The organism is Bisbaumannia salifodinae, assembly GCF_055388505.1.
Genome location: NZ_AP043781.1, coordinates 852372 through 868231, shown reverse-complemented (window position 1 = coordinate 868231; position 15860 = coordinate 852372). Strand labels below are relative to the sequence as shown.

Annotated in this window: 14 protein-coding genes; 5 read left to right on the top strand and 9 right to left on the bottom strand. The window is 68.1% G+C overall.

The features are described 5' to 3' along the window. The first annotated feature begins 116 nt into the window (after positions 1-116). From glk to ACZ5EF_RS04005, 5 genes are read left to right on the top strand one after another with little or no spacing between them, the layout of a single operon-like run. On the top strand, positions 117-1082 hold the full coding sequence (glk, locus tag ACZ5EF_RS04025) for a glucokinase (RefSeq protein WP_346063940.1): 966 nt from the start codon (positions 117-119) through the stop codon (positions 1080-1082). A 30-nt stretch (positions 1083-1112) separates the two neighbouring features. Continuing rightward, positions 1113-2009 carry a D-hexose-6-phosphate mutarotase gene (locus ACZ5EF_RS04020; protein WP_346063941.1) on the top strand — a complete coding sequence of 299 codons (897 nt, stop codon included), beginning with the start codon at positions 1113-1115 and terminating at the stop codon, positions 2007-2009. Further along, positions 2006-2875 carry an aldo/keto reductase gene (locus ACZ5EF_RS04015; protein WP_346063942.1) on the top strand — a complete coding sequence of 290 codons (870 nt, stop codon included), beginning with the start codon at positions 2006-2008 and terminating at the stop codon, positions 2873-2875. Before ACZ5EF_RS04020 ends, ACZ5EF_RS04015 begins: the two co-directional genes overlap by 4 nt. A 39-nt stretch (positions 2876-2914) precedes the next feature. Continuing rightward, complete coding sequence (gene pgi, locus ACZ5EF_RS04010) at positions 2915-4612, top strand: glucose-6-phosphate isomerase (protein ID WP_346063943.1); 1698 nt, start codon at positions 2915-2917, stop codon at positions 4610-4612. After that, entirely contained in the window at positions 4609-5583 is a 975-nt protein-coding gene (locus ACZ5EF_RS04005) for a carbohydrate kinase family protein (protein ID WP_346063944.1), read from the top strand. The genes pgi and ACZ5EF_RS04005 overlap by 4 nt, the downstream gene beginning before the upstream one ends. A gap of 245 nt (positions 5584-5828) precedes the next feature. On the opposite strand, the gene ACZ5EF_RS04000 is transcribed toward ACZ5EF_RS04005, so the two are convergent. The 9 genes from ACZ5EF_RS04000 to ACZ5EF_RS03960 form a co-directional block, all read right to left on the bottom strand. Further along, positions 5829-6983, bottom strand: a complete 1155-nt coding sequence (locus ACZ5EF_RS04000) for a carbohydrate porin (RefSeq protein ID WP_346063945.1) — start codon at positions 6981-6983, stop codon at positions 5829-5831. Positions 6984-7057: 74 nt separating this feature from the next. After that, positions 7058-8551 carry a glycoside hydrolase family 32 protein gene (locus ACZ5EF_RS03995; protein WP_346063946.1) on the bottom strand — a complete coding sequence of 498 codons (1494 nt, stop codon included), beginning with the start codon at positions 8549-8551 and terminating at the stop codon, positions 7058-7060. A 171-nt stretch (positions 8552-8722) separates the two neighbouring features. Then, a complete protein-coding gene (locus ACZ5EF_RS03990; RefSeq protein WP_346063947.1) occupies positions 8723-9862 on the bottom strand; it encodes an ABC transporter ATP-binding protein in 1140 nt (379 codons plus the stop codon). A 65-nt stretch (positions 9863-9927) separates the two neighbouring features. Beyond that, positions 9928-10806 carry a carbohydrate ABC transporter permease gene (locus ACZ5EF_RS03985; RefSeq protein WP_346063948.1) on the bottom strand — a complete coding sequence of 293 codons (879 nt, stop codon included), beginning with the start codon at positions 10804-10806 and terminating at the stop codon, positions 9928-9930. 1 nt (position 10807) lies between these two features. Then, complete coding sequence (locus ACZ5EF_RS03980) at positions 10808-11956, bottom strand: carbohydrate ABC transporter permease (protein ID WP_464122855.1); 1149 nt, start codon at positions 11954-11956, stop codon at positions 10808-10810. A 57-nt stretch (positions 11957-12013) separates the two neighbouring features. Then, the gene (locus tag ACZ5EF_RS03975; RefSeq protein ID WP_464122853.1) at positions 12014-13252 is read right to left on the bottom strand and encodes an ABC transporter substrate-binding protein; all 1239 of its coding nucleotides are present in this window, start codon (positions 13250-13252) and stop codon (positions 12014-12016) included. 154 nt (positions 13253-13406) lie between these two features. Further along, positions 13407-14117 (bottom strand): extracellular solute-binding protein, encoded by a 711-nt coding sequence (locus ACZ5EF_RS03970; RefSeq protein WP_464123356.1) that lies wholly within the window; start codon positions 14115-14117, stop codon positions 13407-13409. A gap of 63 nt (positions 14118-14180) precedes the next feature. Further along, positions 14181-14690, bottom strand: a complete 510-nt coding sequence (locus ACZ5EF_RS03965) for a hypothetical protein (protein ID WP_346063951.1) — start codon at positions 14688-14690, stop codon at positions 14181-14183. Positions 14691-14718: 28 nt separating this feature from the next. Then, a complete protein-coding gene (locus ACZ5EF_RS03960) occupies positions 14719-15765 on the bottom strand; it encodes a LacI family DNA-binding transcriptional regulator (protein ID WP_464122851.1) in 1047 nt (348 codons plus the stop codon). Between the last annotated feature and the right edge of the window lie 95 nt (positions 15766-15860).

Genomic DNA, 15860 nt, shown 5'->3' with positions numbered 1-15860 from the left:
GCGACTGTTTGAAGAGGCCCGTTCACGATGATTCGACCCGCGCTTATCGGCGGATCTTATGGAGAGCGGTGGGACCATGCCCTGTTTCTGCGACTGTATGAAGAGGCCAGCTCACGATGATTCGACCCGCGCTTATCGGTGATATCGGTGGGACCAATGCGCGCTTCGCCCTGGTGACCCCCGGCGCCTTCGAGCCCCACGATATCCTCAGCCTGCCCTGCGCCGACTACCCGGGCCTGGTGGAGGCGGTCAACGACTACCTGACGCGGGTCGGCGCCAGCGGGGCCCAGGCGCCCCGGGAGGCCTGCCTGGCCTTCGCCTGCCCGATCCGTGGCGACCGGGTCAAGATGACCAACAACCATTGGGCCTTCTCCCGGCGCGAGGCGCAGCAGGCCCTGGGTCTCGAGCTGTTCAAGGTGATCAACGACTTCACCGCCCAGGCCCTCGGCGTGCCCCATGTGGCCGAACAGGACCTCGTCGAGGTGCAGCCCGGCGAGGCCCTGGCGCATACCGCCCGGCTGGTGATCGGCCCCGGCACCGGCCTCGGCGTGGCCGGCCTCTTCCCCGGCCGCCAGGCCTGGATCCCGCTGCCCACCGAGGGCGGCCATGTCACCTTCGCCCCCACCGACGAACGGGAACAGAACCTGCTGCGCCACTTCCGCAACCGCTACGGGCGGGTCAGCGTGGAGCGCATCCTCTGCGGCCAAGGGCTGCTCGACCTCTACCTGGCCCACTGCTCCCTGAAGGGCGCCCCGCCCCGCTACGCCAGCCCCGCCGAGGTCAGCGAGGCCGCGGGAGAGGACCCGGTGGCCCGTGATACCCTGCTGCGGTTCCTGAAGATCCTCGGCGACGTCTGCGGCGATGCGGCCCTGACGATGGGCGCCCGGGGCGGGGTCTACCTGTGTGGCGGCATCCTGCCGCGGCTGCTCGACTGGCTGCCGCGCAGCCGCTTCCGCGAGGCCTTTACCGCCAAGGGGCGCATGGGCGACTACACCGGGGCGATTCCGGTGCATGTGGTCACCGCCGCCTGGCCCGGCCTGCTGGGCGCCGCCGAGGCCCTCCACAACCCCGAGGTCGACTGATCATTGTCAACGTCCCTAGGAGAGAGCCCGATGATTCCCGATTCCCTGCGCCAGCTGCTGGAGACCACCCAGGGCCAACGCCGCACCCAATGGCAAGGCCGCGAGGTGTGGCTGGCCAACGAGGCCTGGGGGGAGCTGGCGCTCTCCCTCCAGGGCGCCCAGGTGCTTCATTTTCGCCCCGCGAGCCGTGACGACAGCGGCTGGCTATGGGTGACCCCCACGCCCCAGGCCCTGCCCGGGGCGATCCGCGGCGGCATCCCGCTATGCTGGCCCTGGTTCGCCGACGAACGCTATGCGGATGAATCGGAAGACCATAGCGGCCCCTTCCATGGCACCGCCCGCAAGGCGGACTGGCGCCTGGATGCGGTGGACGAGCACGAGGGCGGCGTGGAGCTGCATCTCTCCCCGGAGAGCCGCCTGCATGGCCAGCTCAGTCCGCGGCTGATGGTCCAGGCCAACGCCAACCGCCTGCATGTGGAACTGATCACCGAGCACACCGGCGAGACCCCGGTGAAACTGAGCGGCGCCCTGCATAGCTACCTGGCGGTAAGCGACGCCCAGGCCTGCCGCGTCGAGGGCCTGGCCGGGGCCCGCTACCTGGACAAGCACCGCGACTTCGCCGAGGCCGATCAGCAGGGCGAACTGGGGGTGCGCGGCGCCGTCGACCGCATCTACCACAGCAACGCCGAGCTGACCCTGGACGACGGCCAGCGTCGCCTGCGCATCGCCCGCCAGGGCAGCGACTCGGCGGTGGTCTGGCACCCCGGCGAGGCCCTGCCGGAGGACACCCCCGCCGAGGCGGCGCGCCGCTTCCTCTGTGTGGAGGCCGCCAATACCCGCCTCGACCCGGTGTGGCTGGTGCCCGGCGCCCAGCATCTGCTGGGCACCACCCTGTCGCTGGCAGCGTCCGAGGAGGCCACCCCATGAGCGCCACCTTCGACGTGCCCCTGGTGCTGGGCATGATGCGCCTCCATGAGGCCCGGGACCTGCAGGATCCCGAGCGCCTGGCCGACTGGATCGAGGCACGCCTCGACCAGGGCCTGGCGTGGTTCGACCATGCCGATATCTACGGCGACGGCCAGGGCGAGGCGCTGTTCGGCGCCGCCCTCAGGCGCCGCCCGGGCCTGGCCCAGCGGGTGCGCATCGTCACCAAGGCGAGCATCATCACCCCCCAACGCGACACCTCCGGCTATGCGGTCAAGCACTACGATGCCTCGCCGGCCTACCTGAGCGCGGCCATCGACGCCGCCCTGGCGCGGCTGGGGGTAGAGCGCCTCGACCACTTCCTGCTGCATCGCCCCGACCCGCTGATGGATGCCGAGGCCACCGGCCGCGCCCTGGACGACGCCGTGGCGGCCGGCAAGATCGCCGCCGCCGGGGTCTCCAATTTCCTGCCGGAGCAGTGGCGGCGCCTGCAGGGGGCCATGCACCAGACACTGGCGGTGCATCAACTGGAACTCTCCCTGGGGCACAGCGCGCCGCTCTTCGACGGCAGCTACGACGCCCTGCTGCGGGACGGCCTGACGCCCCTGGCCTGGTCGCCGCTGGGTGGCGGCAGCGTCTTCGAGGACCGCCTGGGCCAGGTGCTGACCGCCGAGGCCGAGGCCCACGGCTGCAGCCCCGGCGCCCTGGCATTGGCCTGGCTGCGCCGCCTGCCCGGTCGCCCCGTCCCGGTGGTGGGCACCCTCAAGCCCGAGCGCCTGGAGGCGCTGCTGCAGGCCCCCGCCCCCTCCCTGGCCGCACCGCCCTGGTACGCCCTGCTGGAGGCCGCGCGCTGCCATCGCGTGGCCTGAAGCGTCACTAACAACCACAGTCACGACCCGGAGGACCCCATGTTTCAGCTGACCCGTAGCGTCACCTGGCAAGCCCTGGAGCGGCTCTGCCGCGAGACCGCCAAGGACCGCATCCACGACTACTTCGCCGCCGACCCGGCGCGCTTCGACAAGATGAGCCTGCGGGTCGGAGGGCTGTTCCTCGACTACTCCAAGCACCTGGTCTCCGACGAGGTGCTGGAGAAACTGCTAGAACTGGCCGACCACTCCGCCCTGGTGCAGCGCCGCGCCCAGATGTTCTCCGGCGATATCATCAATGTCACCGAGGACCGCCCGGTACTGCACACCGCCCTGCGCCACCTGGGCGACTCCCCGGTCCATGTGGACGGCAAGGACGTGATGCCGGAGATCCACCGCACCCGGGAGCAGATCCAGCGCTTCTCCGAGGCGATCCGCAGCGGCGAGTGGAAGGGCTACAGCGGCAAGCGCATCAAGGACGTGGTGAATATCGGCATCGGCGGCTCCGACCTGGGCCCCAATATGGCCTGCCGGGCGCTGCTCAAGTACCGCCACCCGGAGCTCAGCTTCCACTTCGTCTCCAACGTGGACGGCACCCATATCCAGAAGGTGCTCAGCGGCCTCGACCCCGAGACCACCCTGTTTATCGTCTCCACCAAGACCTTCTCCACCCAGGAGACCCTGCTCAACGCCAAGACGGCGCGGCGCTGGTTCCTCGACAACGCCGGCGAGGACGCCGACGTGGGGGCTCACTTCGTGGCCGCCTCCACCAACAGTAAGGCGGCCATGGAGTTCGGCATCCGCGAGGAGAACGTCTTCGAATTCTGGGCCTGGGTCGGCGGGCGCTACTCCATGTGGTCCTCCATCGGCCTGCCCATCGCGCTGTCCATCGGCTTCGACGGCTTCATGGAGCTGCTGGAGGGCGCCCACGAGATGGACGAGCACTTCATCTCCGCGCCCTTCGCCGAGAACATGCCGGTGCTGATGGCGCTGATCGGCATCTGGTACATCAACTTCCAGGGCGCCGAGACCCAGGCCATCGTGCCCTATGACCAGGCCCTGCATCAGCTGCCCTCCTTCCTGCAGCAGCTGGACATGGAATCCAACGGCAAGTCGGTGGATATCTTCGGCCACCCCGTCGACTACAAGACCGGGCCCATCGTCTGGGGCCAGACCGGCTCCAACGGCCAGCACGCCTTCTTCCAGCTGCTGCACCAGGGCACCCGCTTCGTTCCCATCGACTTCATCGCCTCGCTGAAGCCGGAGCCGGGTTTCGAGGACCACCACTTCGCCCTGCTCACCAATATGCTGGCCCAGGCCAACGCCTTTATGGAGGGCAGCCAGGAGGGCGGCCAGCTCGACCCCTACAGCTGCCCCGGCAACCGCCCCTCCAGCACCCTGCTGCTCGACGAGCTGACGCCGAAGAACCTGGGCGCCCTGATCGCCCTCTACGAGCACAAGGTGTTCGTCCAGGGGGTGATCTGGAACATCAACTCCTTCGACCAGTGGGGGGTGCAACTGGGCAAGCGCATCGCCGGCGAGATCAGCGAGCGCATCGACGAACGCACCCAGGACTTCGACGCCTCCACCCAGGGGCTGCTGGCCCTGGTGCGCCAGCACTTCCCCGGCCGCGCCCCGGCCCGCGCCGCGGATCAGGCCGAGGCGGCCAAGGCAGTGCCCGAGCAAGGCAGCCCCGCCAAGGGCGGCAAGGCCAAGCGCGGCAAGGAGCAGGCCCAATGATCCCGGTGATCGCCTTCGGCGAAGCCCTGGTCGATATGCTCTCCAGCCGCCTGGGCGACCAGGCGGCCGAGGGCCCCGAGACCTTTACCCCCTATGCCGGCGGTGCCCCGGCCAATGTGGCGGTGGCCTGTGCGCGGCTCGGCGTGCCCAGCCGTTTCCTGGGCATGCTCGGCGACGACCACTTCGGCGACTTCATCGCCGAAGAGCTGGCCGCCCACGGCGTCGACACCGGCGGCGTGGTGCGCACCCGGGCCGCACGCACGGCGCTGGCCTTCGTCTCCCGGGACGCCAGCGGTGAGCGCACCTTCGACTTTTACCGGCCGCCCGCCGCCGACCTGCTCTATCGCCTGGAGCACCTGCCCCAGGGGGTCTTCGCCGAGCCGGCCATCCTCCACCTGTGCAGCAACAGCCTCACCGAGCCGGCCATCGCCGAGACCACTCTGGCCATGGCCGAGACGGCCCGCCGCGCCGGCTGCCTGGTCAGCGTCGACGCCAACCTGCGCCACAACCTCTGGGCGGGCGGCCGCGCCGATGCGCCCCTGGTCACCCGGCTGCTGGATGGCGCCGACCTGCTCAAACTCTCCCGGGAGGAGGTCGACGACCTGCGCGGCGACCATCCGGAGGCGGCCTGGCTGGCCGAGCGCCTGGCCGCCGGGGTCAAGGCGATCGTCATCACCGATGGGCCCGAGGCGGTGCGCCTGCTGGGCGCCGGCCGCGAGCTGCGCGTCGCCCCGCCCCAAGTCAAGGCGGTGGACACCACCGCCGGCGGCGATGCCTTTATCGGCGGCCTGCTCGCCGAGCTTGCCACCCACCTGGAGAGCGCCGGCATCGCCAGCGACTGGCACCAGGACGACGCCTTCCTGTCCCGGGCGGTGACCACCGCCTGCCAGTGCGGCGCCCATGCGGTGACCCGCCCCGGCGCCTACGCCGCCCTGCCCACCCGGGAGGACCTGGCCAGCCTCGGGGGCTGAGGCACCAGAACGGTGTGCTCTAGCTGGCGACCATCACCGGTTTGCGGGTCACCGGCCTGGGTTAAGCGGCAATCCGGCGCGGCGACCGGCCGGTGGCGGTCGAGCCTCGTCCCACGGGATACCAGCACAGCACAAAGGGGGCAGGCCAATGGCCTGCCCCCTTGCATTTCAGACATCTCGACCGACAGGAAGGCGCCCCGCAGGGCGCCAGCAAAGGAACTATCGCGAGTCAAAGGGGAAGCGCGTCAGAAGACGTACTTGAGGCGCAGCCGTACCCCATAACGATCGGCGTCACTCAGGTCTTCACCGGAGTCGTGGTCGATGATGCTGTAGAAGGCCCCCAGGTAGGTCCGGAAGTCCTCGATGCCCAGTACGTCGTCGAAGCGATACGAGGTGTAGAGGGTATCCGAGGTGTAGCTCCCCGGCAGGGTGACGGTGTCCGGGTCGGCGTCGGGGTTGACCTCATCGATCGTGTTATCGGCATGGATGTAGCCGAGACCGATGCGGTGCCAGAGCGCATTCACGCCGACGGTGGCATTGTGCTCTTCGTGGGCATCCAGGTAGGCCAGGTTGAGGTTGATCGACCAGTCGCCGGCGGCATAGGAGAGGCGAGTGCCGTAGCCGGTCCGGTCGCCGATATCCTCGCCACGCTCGTCGACCACGGCGTCGCTGACCACATTGGTCTCGGCGCCGACGGCCAGGGTCCAGGGCCCCGGAGCCCAGGCCACCACCGGGCGCAGGATCGCCGAGTTCTTGGTGTCGTCGTCGATCGTGAAGCCGTGGTAGGTCGCGGTATCGAAGAGGTCGCGCCGGTCACCGAACAGGGTGCCCAGTTCGGCGTAGAGGTCGCCGAACTGCTGGCTGATCAGTACCTGACCCGCGCTGGCCCCGCGGCCACGACCCTCCTTGGCCTGGTAGATGTAGCCGCTGCCGTCGCGATACAGGTCGTTGGCGGTATCGCCATTGTGTTCGACGAACACGTCCTGGCCCAGCGGGAAGAGGTCATAGCCCTCGAAGCGGCCGACCTTGACCTCGCCGCCCCGGTCGTTGCCGATGGCCAGCCAGGCATCGTCGACCCCGACGCCACCGTCGGTGCCCAGCAGCGGCTGGGCCTTGAAGCGCGCATAGTGCCCCGATGCCGCCCGGCGCTCGCCGGCGACCTCCAGGAGGATCCGGCCGGTCTGGCTGTATTCGTCCCGGGTCTCGATCTCCTCGGCGGAGAAGATCGACCCCCTGGAAGCCTCCTGGCTGTTGTGGGCATTGATGTCGAGTTCGACATCCCCGGCGAAGGACAGCGAGCCGCTCTCGCCCTCGTAGGTCATGCCCGCCATGGCGGGGGTGGCCAGGCTCAGGGCGATGGCGGCGGTCAGCGGAGCCGGCGAAAAGATCGATGATTGCATGAGTTATCCTTGTTGATGAGGAGGGTATGACACCGCGGGCCGGGCCCGCGGAGGAATCCGCGACGCCGTCGCGACTAGGTGTCCAGGCGGCGATAGCGGCAGTCCATGACGCGGCAGGCACCGGCCTCGACGCGCAGCATCACCGGCCGGTGGGCAGGATCGACGAAGCTGAGGTGGGTCAGCGACAGTCGGCCGCCGTCGAACAGCAGTTCCAGGGAGCCACCGTCCACCAGCCATTCCAGCTCGACGCGCGAACCGGCCAGGCGCCCGACCCGCTGGTCATGGGGAAAATGGCTATCGAACTCGGCCACCCCGTTCTCGCCCGCACGACGGTGACTGATCCGCACCCCCTCGCCGTCCCGCGCCAGCCGAAGGGTCTGGTGGTCGCCCTGTTGCAGGTCCAGTGCAATGACGGCATCCGGCGCCAGCTCGAGCACGAGGCGGCCATGGGCCACCCGGGCGCCGGCCGCCACCAGGGTGTGACGCCCGGCCGTGAGCTCGGCGGGAGCCAGGGCAGGGTCCGACGCCCCGGCCCGGGCCTGCCACTCCTGGGCGAAGGCCTGGCGCAGCCGCACGCCTTCGGGAGTAGCGGTGAGTCCGAGCTCGCGGGGAAAACTCATGGCGCCGCGCCAGCCCGCCTCGGGGATCTGGTTGGCGTAGAGCCAGTTGTTGAGCCAGGCGATGGCCAGGCGCCGGCCGTCCTCGGCGGGCACGTCCGCCCAGCTCTGCACGGCGTAGAAGTCGCGCCCCTCGTCCATCAGCCGCGCCGTCTCGGCCGGGTGGTCGTTGTGGAAGCGCTGGCCGTCGAAGTGGCCGACGAAGTACTGGGTGAAGGAGCCGAAGGCCTCCTGCTCGCCGGCCCCCACCCCCACCACCAGCACCCAGCGGGTCGCGGGCTCGCCCGGGGCGGCGCCCTCCACGGGCAGTTCGAAGAGATCGGGACACTCCCAGGGGCCGTCGGTATGGGCGCCCTGCCCCGCGCCGAACTCGCTGGCCAGGCGCCAGTCGCGCAGGTTCTCGGAGACGTGGAACTGGATCGTCTGGCCACAGGCGAGCGCCATCACCCAGCGCCGGCTGGGCTCATGCCAGATCACCTTGGGGTCGCGGAAGTCCTTGAAGCCGGGGCTGGCGATCAGGGGGTTGCCCGCATACTTCTGCCAGCTGCGCCCGCGGTCGCGGCTATAGGCCAGGCACTGCTCCTGGACATAATCCGAAGGGTCGTCGTCCGCCTCGCGATGCACGGTATAGAAGGCCAGCAGCCCCGGCTTGCCATCGAACAGGCCGCTGGTGTCGTGGCGGTCGACGATGGCGCTGCCGGAGAAGCAGGCGCCCTGCTCGTCCGGGGCCAGGGCCGGCGGCAGGTGCTCCCATTGCACCAGGTCGCGGCTCACCGCATGGCCCCAGTGCATGGGGCCCCAGACCCGGTCATGGGGATGGTACTGGTAGAAGAGGTGATACTCGCCGTCGAAGTAGACGAGGCCGTTGGGGTCGTTCATCCAGCCCCGGGGCGGGGTGAAGTGCAGAACCGGTCGCTGGGCCAGCAGGGGCTCGGCAATCGTGGCGGTCATGGTCCGTCCTTTTGTCACTAAGGGAGATGGGCCCCCGGCCATACGGGCCGGGAGGCGTGGGGGCGACGCCGGCGGAAGCGATCGACAAAAGCGATCGAAAAAGCGATCGAAAAAGCGATAGACAACGTTGTCATTCATCCGCGGAAGCCGCCCCAGGGTCTTGAGCCGTGATCAGGCGCCGGCGGCCAGCCCCTGGCCCGCGGCCTTGAGCGCCTCGGGGCGCTTGCGCGGGCCGATACTGCGCCCGGTGGCGTCGAACAGGTGGCAGAAGCCGTGGGCGAAGCTGACCCGTCGCCCGCTGCCGGGCCGGATATCGCTGAGGCCACCCACCTGCAGGGTCAGGGGCTCGCCCCCGGCATGACGGCCATAGACGAAGGTGCTGCCGCCCAGGTGCTCCACCACCTCCACCTCGATGGCCAGGCCGATCTCGTCACCGTCGTCCTCGCGGATATGCTCGGGGCGGATACCCAGACGCAGGACGTCACCGGGGGCCACCCCGGCGGTGTCCGCCTCCAGCTCCGCGTGCTCACCGCCCGGCAGCTCCAGGGTCAAGCGGCCCTCGGCGACGTCCCGCACCCGGGTGTCGAAGAAGTTCATGCGCGGCGAGCCGATGAAGCCGGCCACGAAGTCGTTGACCGGATTGAGGTAGAGCTCCAGGGGACTGCCCACCTGCTCGATGCGCCCATCGCGCAACACCACGATCTTGTCGGCCATGGTCATCGCCTCGACCTGGTCGTGGGTGACGTAGACCATGGTGTTGCCCAGGGAGGCATGGAGCTTGGCGATCTCCACGCGCATCTGCACGCGCAGCTCCGCGTCCAGGTTGGAGAGTGGTTCGTCGAACAGGAAGACCTTGGGATTGCGCACGATGGTGCGACCGATCGCCACCCGCTGGCGCTGACCGCCGGAGAGTGCCTTGGGGCGTCGCTCCAGCAGCGGCCCCAGCTTGAGGATGGCGGCGGCCTCCTCGACGCGCCGGTCGATCTCGACCTTGTCGAACTTGGCCATGCGCAGCCCGAAGCCCATGTTCTCGCGCACCGTCATATGCGGGTAGAGCGCATAGGACTGGAAGACCATGGCCACGCCGCGCTGGGCCGCCGGCAGGTGGGCGACGCTCTCGCCATCGATGCGGATGTCGCCCTCGCTGATCTCCTCCAGCCCGGCGATCAGCCGCAGCAGGGTCGACTTGCCGCACCCCGAGGGGCCGACGAAGACCACGAATTCGCCATGGGTGATCTCCAGGTCGACGCCGTGAATGGTCTGTACCTCGCCGAAGCGCTTGACGACTTGCTTGAGTTGTAGATCTGCCATCGTGTTTCTCCTGCTGCCGCAGGGTCGTTCACCCTACGGCTGTCGTAATGGGAGGCTGCTCGCAATCAGCCCTTGATGCCGGCGCCCGCCAGGCTGCGCACGAAGCGCTTCTGGAAGATCATGAAGACCACCAGCACCGGCAGGGTGATAAAGGAGGCATAGGCGAGGATCTCGCCCCACTCGGTCTCGCGACCGAAGAAGATCTGGATGCCCGGCATCACCGGGCGCACCGCCTCGCTCTGGACCGCCATGATCGGCCACAGGTACTGGTTCCACATCACCATGAAGTGGAGGATCGCCACGGTGGCGAACACCGGCCCTGACATGGGCACGATGATATGGCGGTAGATCTGGAAGGGGCTGGCGCCGTCCAGCTTGGCCGCCTCGTCGAAGTCCTTGGGGATGTCGCGGAAGAACTGGTAGAAGAGGAAGATGAAGAAGGCGTTGGCCACGAAGGGCAGCATCTGCACGTGCCGGGTATTCATCCAGGATCCCTCGATCACCAGCCTGCCCTCTTCCCAGCCCAGGGTGGGCAGCTTGGAGACCAGCAGCAGCATCGGCACCACCACCGCCTCCAGCGGGATGATCATCAACGCGATCACCGCCGAGAGGATCAGCTTCTGGCCGCGCCATTCCAGCCGCGACAGCGAATAGGCCAGCAGGCTGTTGACGAACAGCCCCATGATCACGGTGCCGCCGGTGATCAGCAGGGAGTTGAGGAAGTAGTAGCCGATCCGGCTCTTCTCGAAGACCCCGCGGTAGTTGTCCAGGGTCAGTTCACCCACCGGCAGGATCGCCCGCAGCGAGTAGAGGTCGGTGAAGATCGCCGACTCCGGCTTGAAGGAGGAGACGATCATGAACAGCAGCGGGAACAGGAACAGGTAGCCCAGGCCCGCCAGTACCAGATACCACGCCAGGGTCTTGAGTCGCTTGTTGGCAGTCATGTCACTTCGCCTCCCGGGCGTCGAAGAATTTCTTCTGCAGCAGGGCGATCAGCAGGATCACCAGGAAGAACACCACGCTGACGGCCGAGCCATAGGCGATGTCCTGCTCGCGGAAGCCCTTGGCGACGGCATGGAACATCACCGTGGAGGTGGACCCCTGGGGCCCACCGCCGGTCATCACGTCCACCTGGGTGAAGAGGCCGAAGGCCTGCACGGTGGTGCTGAGGATCACGAACACCAGGGTGTTGCGCAGCCCCGGCAGGGTGATGTTCCAGAACTGGCTCCAGCGCCCGGCGCCGTCGAGCTCCGCCGCCTCGTAGAGGTCCTGGGAGATGCCCTGCAACCCGGCCAGGAAGATCAGCATCTGCACCCCACAGGCCTGCCAGGCCGACATGATGACGATGGAGGGCATCGCCCAGTCGGGATCGCCCAGCCAGTCGATGGGCCCCACCAGGCCGAAGGTCAGCGCCTGCAGGTAGTGATTGAGGACCCCCACGTCGCGGTGATAGAGGAAGGTCCAGACGATCGACACCACCACGATGGAGGTCACCACCGGCGAGAAGAAGATCGCCCGGAAGACACTGATGCCGCGCAGCTGCCGGTTGATCAACAACGCCAGCCCCAGGGCCAGGCCGCACTGCAGCGGCACCACCAGCATCACGAACAGCAGGGTATTGAGGAACGACTGGATAAAGCGCGGGTCCTTGGCCAGCAGCACATAGCGCTTCTCCCCCCACTGCCAGCTCGTGAACTCCCGATACTCGCGGTAGGCCGGGTCGCCGCGCAGCAGCGTGCGCAGCGCCGGGAACTCCGGCTCGCCCTCGGCGGTACGCACCACCTCGCCCAGTTCGCTGCGCTCGGCCTCCTGGACCAGCCAGCTGACGCTCAGCAGGCGGTCGTAGTTGCGAAGGCCCACCCACTCCGCCTGGTTGGGCGAGAGCAGCCGCTGGTCGCTGAACGACAGCACCACCGCCATCAGGAACGGCAGCACCAGGAACATGAACAGCCCCAGCAACGCCGGAAAGCTCAGTAGATAGCCGAAGCGACGCTCGCGACGCCTGGCCTGGCGATAGGTGGTCACCTTAGCCTCTCCGGTGCCGGCCCCATCCGCCAGCCTCCGGGGCCTCGCCTCATCGATATTCGAGTGCATCGTGCGCCCTCCTCTCTTATGGGCCCCGGCGGTAGCTTATCCGCCGAGGCGAAGCCCTTATTCGTGGAAACCGTAGCCCCGGTTGTCGGCGATATCCCGCTCGATGGCGTCCACCGCCTCGTCCAGCGCCTCCTGCACGTCACGACCGTCGCGGATATCGCGTGCCGCCCGCTCGAAGGCGCTGGAAATGGTCGGATACCCCGGCGTCGCCGGGCGCAGCCGGGCATGGGCCTCGGCATAGTCGTAGAAGAAGCGCCAGCGTCCGCCCTCGCGGAAGTCCTCGGTGAGCGCGGCGGCCTGAGGATGGGAAGGAACCGTGATGCGCGCGCGGGCCGCCTCGGCGATTTCTGCCGGCTGGAGCATGAAGTCGACGAAGGCGGCGGCCCCCTCGGGGGCATCACACTGGGTGGAGATGCCCAGCTGCCAGGAGCCGCCCCCGATGGTGGTCCCGTGGCCGAAGTCCGGCACCGGCATCACCACCAGGTCGTCGCCCCAGGCGTCCAGGTGGTTGCGCAGCTCCCAGCTGCCCACATAGTTGAGCGCTACCCGGCCCTGATCGAAGCCACGGTTGTCGCTGGGATTGCGATCCACGTAGCCCGCCTCGAAGAGCCCCTGGAAGAACTCGCCCCAGGCCAGGACCTCCTCACCGTTGAGCACGCCTTCGGCATACAGGTAGTTGCCGCGATCGATCTGGTCGCCACCGAAGCTGAGCAGCCAGGGCCCGAAGGCATAGGAGTACCACTCGTCCCCGGTCCAGCCGGCCTGGATGTCCAGCGGGTAGAGGAAGTCGCCGCCCTGCTTGAGGGCCTCCAGCGCCGCGAGGAACTCCGCCTGGCTCCAGGGGTGATCGAGGGTGGCGATACGGATGCCGTGCTCCTCCAGCACCGAGCGCCGCCCATAGAGCACCAGCACCTCTTCGTTCTGGCCCGCGGCATAGATCTCGCCACCATAGGTGGCCTTGGCGGTCTCCAGCAGCGGCGCCAGGGTCTCGGCAGGTACCAGGCCGTCCAGTGGACGCAGGAACTCGGACCAGGCGAAGTTGGGGGCCACCGGCTGGTCGATATACATCACGCAGGGCAGGTCGCCGGCCAGGGCCGCCGCCGTCATCGCCTCGGTATAGGAGCCGGCGGGCAGTCGACTCATCTCGACCCGCCAGCGCGGCTGCGACTGGTTGAAGCGATCGATGGCGGCTTGCTGGGACTCGATCTCGGCCTGGCTCGCCTCGGTGCGCCAGTATTCGATCCGCTGGGGATCGGCGTGGGCCGTCGCGGCGACCATGGACAGGGCCACAGACATTCCGAGTGACAACGTTGTCATCGACATTCCGAAACGCCGTCCGGGAACAGATTTCTGCATGGGTTTCACCTTGTTATCCAGAATGGTTGTTATCGTTGTACTGGCGACATGGGGCCGCGTCACCGGCCGCGTTGACGCGGCCGGTCCGCAAGGGCTAGTCGTCCATGCCATAGCCGCGGTTATCGGCGATATTGCGCTCGATGGCGTCCACCGCCTCGTCCAGGGCGGCCTGGACATCGCCGCCGTCGCGGATGTCCCGCGCCGCGCGTTCGAAGACGCTGGAGATGATCGGGTAGGCCGGCGTCTCGGGACGCAACTGGGCATGGGCCTCGGAGTAGTCATAGAAGAAGCGCCACCGGCCGCCTTCCCGGTAGTGCTCGGTGAGCGCCGCCCCCGCCTCGGAGGCCGGGATCATGCCGGCGCCCTCGGACATGGCGGCGATCTCCTCGGGCTGCAGCAGGAACTCGAGGAACTCGGCCGCGCCCTCCGGCGCCCCGCAGGCGGTGGTGATCCCGGTATGCCAGGAGCCGCCGCCGATCACCGGCCCATGGCCGAAGTCCGGTACCGGCATCACCACCAGGTCGTCTTCCCATGCCTGCGGATAGGCCGAGGGTTCCAGGAAGCCATATTTCATGGCCACTCGCCCCTGAACGAAGCCCCGGTCATCGCTGGGGTTGCGATCCACCAGGCCCTCTTCGAACAGCGACTGGAAGAACTCGCCCCAGGCCACGGCCGCCTCGCCATTGAGCACGCCCTCGGCCTCCAGGTAGCCGTCGCGATCGATCTGGTCGCCGCCGAAGCTGACCAGCCAGGGACCGAAGGCGTAGGAGTACCATTCGCCGCTCCATCCCGCCTGCAGGTCCAGCGGATAGAGAAAGTCGCCTCCGGCCTTGAGGGTCTCCAGCGCATCGAGAAACTCCGCCTGGCTTCAGGGGGCGTCCAGGGTGGCGATGCGGATACCGTGTGCCTCGAGCACCGAGCGCCGCGACAGCAGCGAGAGCGCCACCTCGTACTGGCCCGCCGAATAGATGCGGCCGTCGTAGGTGCCCTTGGCGGTGGCGATCAGGCCATCCAGGGCCGCCTGATCCACCAGCCCGTCCAGGGGCCGCAGGAAGCCCGCCCAGGCGAAGTTGGGGGCCACCGGCTGGTCGATATAGAGTAGGCAAGGCAGGTCCCCGGCCACGGCGGCGGAGGTCACCGTCTCGGTGTAGGCCCCCTCGGGGATCATGCTCATCTCCACCCGCCAGCGCTCCTGAGAACGATTGAAGCGCTCCACCGCCGCCTGGCTCACCTCGATCTCGGCGATATTGCCGGTCTCGTGGCGCCACAGCTCGAGGGTCTGGGGGGATGCCAGGGCCAGGGGAGCTGCCAGGGCGGCCCCGATAGACAACGTTGTCATTTTGGTGATGGAGAACAGGGCGTGTCTCGTAACGATCATGGTGCTAACTCCGGATTGGTATCGGTTGTTATTGTCGGGGACCGTCGCTAACGGCCGATTCGGAAAGGGGGGAGCGAGGCGATAGCCCGGCCACCAGATGCGACTCCCGCTCGATCCTCACGAAGGGCAGGCGCACGGTGGTCGCCTCCCGGGAGCCGGCCAACAGGCAGTGCATGGCCTGCCGGCCCATCTCCAGGTGGGGCAAGCGCATGGTGGTCAGCCCCGGCGTCAGGAAGGTGGAAATCGGCCGCTGGTCATCGAAGCTGGCCACGGCCAGGTCACGACCGACGCCCAGCCCCCGGCCGGCCAGCGCCAGGTAGAGTTGCATCGCCGTGCTGTCCTGGCCACACAGGATCGCCGTGGGCCGTGGTGAATTCGCCAGCAGCCGATCGATCGCCTCTTCCACCGTGGAGCGCTCATCGCCGTCCGGAGCTCCCACCAGGGCGGGATGTATCAGCGCCTCGTCCACCTTGATGCCGGCCTCCTCCAGGGCCTGCCGATAGCCGGCCTGGCGCAGGGAAGCCGCCGCCAGCCTGGGGTTGAGGCCCAGGTAGGCGATACGCCGATGCCCCTGGGCCAGCAGAAAACGGGTGACCTCCAGGGCTGCCTGCTGCTCATCGGGGAGGAAGGTCGGCACCCGGATGGCCCCCGACGCGAAACCATTGGCCAGCACCGAGGGCACCATGCCCATCTCCTTGGGTAACTCGACCTCCCGGTGATAATCGCAAGCGTAGATCAGCCCCTCCGCTCGACGCTCCAGCAGAATATCCAGGGCCCGCTGGCGATGGCGGAAGCCGGCATCGCGATCGATATTGACGACCATCAGGACCTTGTCGTGGGCATCGGCGACCTGCTGGGCGCCACGCAGGATGTCACCGGAGTGGGGCTGGGTAGTCACCCGGTCGGAGATAAAGCCGATCACCCCGGAGCGCTGGCTACGCATGGTGCGTGCCGCGCTATTCGGTCGATACCCCAGTTCCTCGATGGCCTCGAGCACCCGGGCACGGGTCTCCTCACGGACGGCGGGATCATCATTGATCACCCGCGATACCGTCTTGAAGGAGGTTCCTGCCAAGCGGGCTACGTCCTTGATCGAGACCATGTCGATAGACTCTTGATGGTTTGATTGAATGTGATTGACAACGTTGACATTGACTCTAAAGACGACTG